General features: G+C 66.4%; 6 protein-coding genes. 5 read left to right on the top strand and 1 reads right to left on the bottom strand.

The window, feature by feature from the left end; translation table 11 throughout:
* Positions 1–105 precede the first annotated feature (105 nt).
* On the bottom strand, positions 106–2,208 hold the full coding sequence (locus ACESMN_RS05160; protein ID WP_373052524.1) for a TonB-dependent receptor plug domain-containing protein: 2,103 nt from the start codon (positions 2,206–2,208) through the stop codon (positions 106–108).
* A 421-nt stretch (positions 2,209–2,629) separates the two neighbouring features.
* Between ACESMN_RS05160 and ACESMN_RS05155 the strand changes: the two genes are divergently transcribed.
* From ACESMN_RS05155 to ACESMN_RS05135, 5 genes are all read left to right on the top strand, one after another.
* Positions 2,630–3,532 carry a hypothetical protein gene (locus ACESMN_RS05155; RefSeq protein WP_373052523.1) on the top strand — a complete coding sequence of 301 codons (903 nt, stop codon included), beginning with the start codon at positions 2,630–2,632 and terminating at the stop codon, positions 3,530–3,532.
* Positions 3,533–3,618: 86 nt separating this feature from the next.
* Positions 3,619–3,954 (top strand): hypothetical protein, encoded by a 336-nt coding sequence (locus tag ACESMN_RS05150; protein ID WP_373052522.1) that lies wholly within the window; start codon positions 3,619–3,621, stop codon positions 3,952–3,954.
* A 129-nt stretch (positions 3,955–4,083) separates the two neighbouring features.
* Entirely contained in the window at positions 4,084–4,515 is a 432-nt protein-coding gene (locus ACESMN_RS05145) for a hypothetical protein (protein ID WP_373052521.1), read from the top strand.
* 59 nt (positions 4,516–4,574) lie between these two features.
* Entirely contained in the window at positions 4,575–5,558 is a 984-nt protein-coding gene (locus ACESMN_RS05140) for a biotin/lipoate A/B protein ligase family protein (RefSeq protein WP_373052527.1), read from the top strand.
* 58 nt (positions 5,559–5,616) lie between these two features.
* Positions 5,617–6,000, top strand: coding sequence for a hypothetical protein (locus tag ACESMN_RS05135; RefSeq protein WP_373052520.1), 384 nt, complete (start codon positions 5,617–5,619; stop codon positions 5,998–6,000).
* The last annotated feature ends 137 nt before the right edge of the window (positions 6,001–6,137 follow it).

Below are 6,137 nucleotides of genomic sequence, written 5' to 3'. Positions count from 1 at the left end.
CGCCGCATCGCGGCTGGAAGCCGCTCCCACGGGGCGCATCGCGGCTGGAAGCCGCTCCCACGGGGGAGGGCGAGTCCTCTCGGCGATCCGGCGTCTCCGGGTCCGTCAGAAGGTCGCGTTCCAGAACAGCCCGACACTGCGGCCGGGCGCCTTGACATCCTGCGCCCCGTTCGCGGGATCGATCCGGTCCTCGATCATCGCATTCACGTGCTCGCGATAGTCCCGGTCGAACAGGTTCGTTACGGACAGGGTGAGTTCATGGCCCTGGAAACCGCCGGAGGGACCGAAGCGGTAGCCCACCTGCGCGTCGGCGGTTGCGAAGCCGGAGGTCTCGCGTTCGGTGCCCGCGCTGAAGATATCCGCTGTCCGGTCCTGACCGGCCACCGCCCGGACCTGACCCAGCCACTGCCAGCCCCGCTCCCGCCGCTGCTCCAGACCAACGGTGAGTTCCGGGGACGGCATCTGGTACAGCGGCTCGTCGAAGGCCGGGTCGCGGTTGTCGCCCTGGAGCCAGGTGCCCCAGGCGAAGGCGTTCAGCCCGCTCCCGAGGTCGTGGTCCAGCGTGAACTCGGCACCTTGGATGCGGGCCTTTTCGAGATTCACGGTCCGCTTCAGTCCGGGACTCAGGACCTGTCCGCCGATGTAATCGCGGATGCGGCTCTCGTAAGCCGCGAAGGAGTAGGTCGTGTTGCCGATGCTTCCGCGCGCACCGATTTCAAAGGTGCGGTTGCGCTCAGGGTCAAGCTGGGGGTTGCTGATCCAGTTGAAGCCGTCGCTGTAGGGATAGGTGAGGTAACGTTCAAGCAGGCTGGCGGAGCGGTATCCCTCCGAAAGGCTCGCGTAGGGTTGGAGGGCGGGATCCAGATCCCAGTTGACACCGGTGAACCACGACAGGTTGTAATCGGTTCGGTCGAGGGGTGGCTCGACGCCGAGGGCCGAATTGGCGCTACCCTCGACCTCATCGTAACGTACGCCCAGTGACACGATGTAATCGTCGAGATAGATGTCGTCCTGAGCGAAGACACCCGTGGACTGCAGTCGCGCATCGTCGATCAGCGGGATTCGCACCGTTGGCTCCCAGTCGGTTTCAGGCGTCCCGATGAACGATACGGGGGACGATTTCAGTTCCCAGGAATCGGCGCCAACGAGGACCACGTGCTGCGGGTGTGGCGAGAACTCAAGCTGCACCCTGCCGCCATCCGTAACGAAATCGGTGTCGGAGGTCCGGTAGTCCTTGGCGAGCTCACGGTTCCAGTCGTAGTTGCCACGCTCGAGTTCCTGCCGGTAGATCGACGCCGACAGCAATGGCTCCCAGCTGCCCCCGAGTTCCCCCGTATAGGACAGCTCCAGCAGATCCCGCTCCTTTTCCGGTGCATAGTGCGTGTTGAGTCCCTGGGGTTGGGGGAATGGTCCGCCCAGTTCCTGGTCCCGGAAGTTCCGCGACGCCAGATACCACACGTCCTCGCGCCGGTTGCGCTGGGCCTGGAACTGCAATTCGTGGCCCTCGGCCAGCTGCCGCCGGTAACGCAGATTCAGCGCGGTCTGCTCGGTTGCGGAATCATCCAGTCGCTCGCCGTCGCCCATGCGGTAGTCTTCGGTATCGAGGCGCGCGATCGACAGGTCGAGCACGTTCCGCGGGTCGGAGAGCGACGCGCCCACCGCGGCGCGTACGCCTTCGTCCACCGAGGTGTAGCCGAGCCGGGACCAGCCATTGAGCTCCGGCTCGTCGGTATAGTCGCCACCGCGGGTGATGATGTTGATCACGCCGCCCATCGCGCCCGATCCGTAGAGCACGGAGTTGGGTCCCCGGATCACCTCGATACGCTCGATCAGGTCCACGTTGACATAGGAGGCGAGGGAGCCGCGTCCGGGTGGCTGCAGCGCGTTGATGCGTACCCCGTCGACCAGCACCAGGACCTGATCGCGTTTCAGGCCGCGGATGATCGGGTCGAGGCCGACCGATCCGTCGACCGCGACCGCGAGGCCGGGTTGTCCCCGCAGCAGATCGCCGAGGCTTCTGGCCTGGGTTCGCTGGATGGTGTCGGCCTCGATCACGTTGACCGACCGCGGTGTCTCGTCGACCAACGCTTCGTAGCCCTTCGCGGTGACGGTGACTGGCTCCAGGAGGACGGCCTCCTCCGCCTGGGTCACGGCGGTCGCAACGCCTCCGGCCAGGCCGATGATGGCAGTGGCGGCAATTCTGCTCATGGGTATCTCCTCCGATCGATTCGTCTCTTGTTCTTGAATGATCCCGATCGCCCGATGCCGCCTCGAACATCGACTCTAACGGGCTTGTGCGGGTGCCGGACCGGCCTTCCCCCTGCGGTCGATGCCGGCACCCGGGCCGTGGCTTCCCCGCGCAGGAACGGCGCCTGATAATATAAGAATGCTGTCATCCAGGCGAACCCTTCGGAAAGGAGCCACAGGCTTTGACGCCGCATCGAAAAGCGCATAGATTCCCGGGCAGAAGCCCCTGCAGAGGCCCCGTGCGTTCCGCGGGGCCTTTGTCTGTCGGGGGCGGCCGGTTCCATGGGCCTCCAGGCCAGCTGACCGAGGGCTCGGCTTCCAGGCATTCTCCAGTTCCCTCGTTCCTTCCAGTCGCCACACCTCGGTAAACGGGAAAACGCCCATGTCCATTCCGGTACTCGTCCGCACCCTCGTCGGACTCACGCTGTTCGCGCTGGCCATCGCGGCGCAGGCGGAAGTGCTCAAGCCGATGGTCCTCGCCTACAGCACGGCCGGCGGGGACGTTGGCACGGAGGCGGAAGCCGTGCGCGAGCGGCTGACCGCAGCGGGGTTCGAGGCCCTGGGCCAGTACGAGGTCGACGGCGACGTGACGGTGCTGGTCTTCACCTCCGGGGAACTGCTCGAGGCCGCCGCGGCCTCGGACCGGGGTGCCTACATCGCGCCCCTGCGCGTGGCGGTCACCCGTGTGAACGGTGAACTCCAGGTCAGCTACAACAACCTCGAGTACTTCGCCCACGCCTATCGGGTGGACCGCTCGCTTGCCGGCGTGATGTCCCGCGTCGAATCCGCGATCGGGGCGCAGGAGACCTTCGGCGCCCGGGGGCTCGGGCCCGAATCCCTCGCACGTTACCGCTATGCCTTCGGCATGGAACGCTTCGACGACCCCTATGATCTGGCCACGTATCCGAGCACTGAGCGGGCGCTGGCGGCGCTGGATGCCAACCTGCGGGCGCGCAAGGGTGGCGTGCGGGAGGTCTACCGCGTCCGCATCCCGGGGCGGGATGCGATCCTGATCGGGGTCGCGATCCGGGAGGACGCCGGTGCCGAGCGCGACGCCTCCGACCTGTTCAAGATGACCACCGTGGACGTCGGTGAGCGCCGCCACAGCCCCTATCTTCCCTACGAGATCCTGATCGTTGACGGCCGCGTGGAGGCCCTGCATATGCGCTTTCGCATGGCGCTGCATTTTCCGGATCTGCGCATGATGGGCGAGAATAGCTTCCTCCAGCTGCGGCGCTCGCCCGCCGCGCTGGAGGAGACCCTCGTCGAAGTGGCCGGGGGCTGATCGTCCACACTGGAACCTCCGCCGCGCAACCGGGCGCGCGCAGCCGGAGCGCCCGCCTTCCGGCAATCCGCCCTCTGAGGTGACGCATGACTGATATGGCATCACGGCTGGAGTCAATTCGCGATCGGCTGGCTGCAGTGGCTGCGGAAATGGCCGGGTCGTCGCAGACCGGGGCGGCCGGGCGGCTCCAGTCGCTGGCCGGGGAACTGGAACGGGTGGTCGCGGACCTGAAGGAGCCCCCGCCGGCGCAGCGGTCCCGCACCGCGAGGCGCCGACTGCCCGATGTCGAGAAGTGTCCGCGCTGCACGATCCGCAGCCTGCGCATCGTCCCCGACGAGGTCCATACCGGGGCGGACGGTGTCGAGGAGGTGCTCTGGCGCTGCACGAGCTGCGGTCACGAGGTCTGGCGCAAGGACGGCTGAGGCCCGGCTGGGCGGATCATGCGGGGGCGCTTCGTGCGGGGCCCGACTACCCCCGTTTCCGGAGGCCATTTCCCGGCACCGGTGCCGGTTTTGTATCCTCCTCGCAGAATTCTGATGCCAGAGGCGAGCATGACGTCCCCGAAGATCACCAACATTGGCAACATTCGCAACGAGCTCAACAAGTACAAGAAGGGCAAGAAATTCGACATTCACCAGTTCAACCAGATTGCCCGCCTGGCGTGGATGGGGAAGGTGGTGATGCAGCCGCTCGATCCGCAGGACGCCGAGTGCAAGTCGTTCCTGGTGTACGTGCAGGAGCCCGATGAACTGGCTGCACACTTCCTGAACACCGATCAGGAACTGACGGGCGCGATGCACATCGTGGATGGCGAACAGGCCGAGGCCCTGATCCAGGTGCTGCGCGGCGGTGTGGAGGAACGGGCGAAGCTTTACAAGGACCTGTCCCGCAGCGACTTCTACTTCCGCTATTTCTACCAGCCCAAGGGTGAACCGGGTACCGGGGACTCCACCGCCAAGCCGCAGGGCCGCGGCGAGGACTGAGCTTGGCGATCTCCGAGGCGCCCGTCTGGCTGGACGGAGGGCGTGTCTCTGCGCGGGAGATGCATGCACTGTACACGGGCATGACCGTGTCTACCGGCGCGGACGACCCGATCCGGGTGATGTGGCTTTCCAGCGGTGAGGCGCACGTATCGATCGGTGCCGGTCAGAACCCGGACGCCGATCTGGATCTGGTCGGCTGCCGGGAACAGGGCGTGAAGGTGCTGCGCCGGCCCCTTGGCGGTGGGGCGGTGTGGATCGACGTGGACCAGCCCTTTTTCTTCCTGGTGCTGCCGCGACAAGCCTTCGCGCGCGGGCACCGGCACCTGTTCTCACTGGGGATGGGCCTGGTGGTGGCGGTGCTGCGGCGGCTCGGGTTCGAGGATGTCGAGATGCGCAGCCAGGACATCTGGGTCAGCGGCCGCAAGATGATGGGCACCGGTGCGGCGACCATGGACAAGGGTTGCGTCTTCGGCGCGAGTTTCCTGCGCCGCTTTCCGGCGCGGCGCTTTCTGGCCTGCATACACTCCCCGAGCGACGGCTACCGCGATTGGGTGCTGCAGGCGCTGGAAGAGGGCATCACCGATTGCGAGCGGGAACTCGCCGAGACCCCGGACAACGCCGTGTTCCGCGAGGCCCTGTTCGAATCGCTGCACCAGCGCTTCGGCGTGGAGCCGCGCCGCGAGCCGCTTCGGCCGGCGGAGCGGGAGGAGTGGATCGCCCGCGGCCGCGAGGAACTCGAGGATCTGGAGCAGGGTGATACCCATGCTGCGGTACCCTCGGGTATCCGCATCAACCGCGAGAGCTATGTCTTCGAGACGCGTTCGCGCTGCGGACGGCTGCGCCTGCAGCTGTGCGGTAACGAGATCCGCCGCATCTGGTGCGAGGAGCCGAAGATCAACTCCGTACTGCAGGAGCGCGCGCTCGGGCTCGTGCCGGAACGCCTCGTCCTGCGTTCGAACCTGAACCGGGTCCTCCCGACCTCCCTCGCGGACGAGATCAGCTGTCGGATCGATGCGCTGTACCGTGGAATCCGTTCTCCCTGACGCGAAACGCGGCGCAGCGCGCGCCGGATTTCCCATCCCGAGACTCGAGTGAATGCCGATGACCGAACCGACGATTGCGCGGCGGCTGGAGCGCCGCATCATCCTGATGACGCAGGACGAGGAGATGATCCGGCAGGTACGGGCCTGTCTCGAGCCACCCTGGGAAATGGTGGCCGTCACGGATCTCGAGGAGCTCGGAGAGTGGAACGAGGTCCTGCTCTACCGCTTCCTGCTGCTGGACCTCGACGAGATCGATGCCTTCGACCCGCTGGACGTGATCCGGGTCCTGCGCATGGAGTACCAGATCAACCTGCCGGTCTTCTGCTTCGGCGGCGACACCGAGATCCAGAACGAGATGCGCCTGTCGCGCGCCGACCGTTTCTTCAGCCGCGAGGAGATCATCGAACGCCTGCCGGAGTTCCTGCGCCAGTACGACTGGTAGGCAGGCCAAGAGAGGCTCTGCAGGAGCGTGCCTTGCACGCGGATCGGCGTTGGGTGGGCTCCAGGTGTCTTTCGCGCCTGCGGCGCGTTCGCGAGCGAGGCTCGCTCCTACGGGGGCCGGGGTGAACGGCATGGGCG

Source organism: Thioalkalivibrio sp. (assembly GCF_041690275.1).
Classification (GTDB): domain Bacteria; phylum Pseudomonadota; class Gammaproteobacteria; order Ectothiorhodospirales; family Ectothiorhodospiraceae; genus Thioalkalivibrio.
The sequence above is the reverse complement of the archived record's forward strand: the minus strand, read 5'-3'. Positions and strand labels throughout refer to the sequence as shown.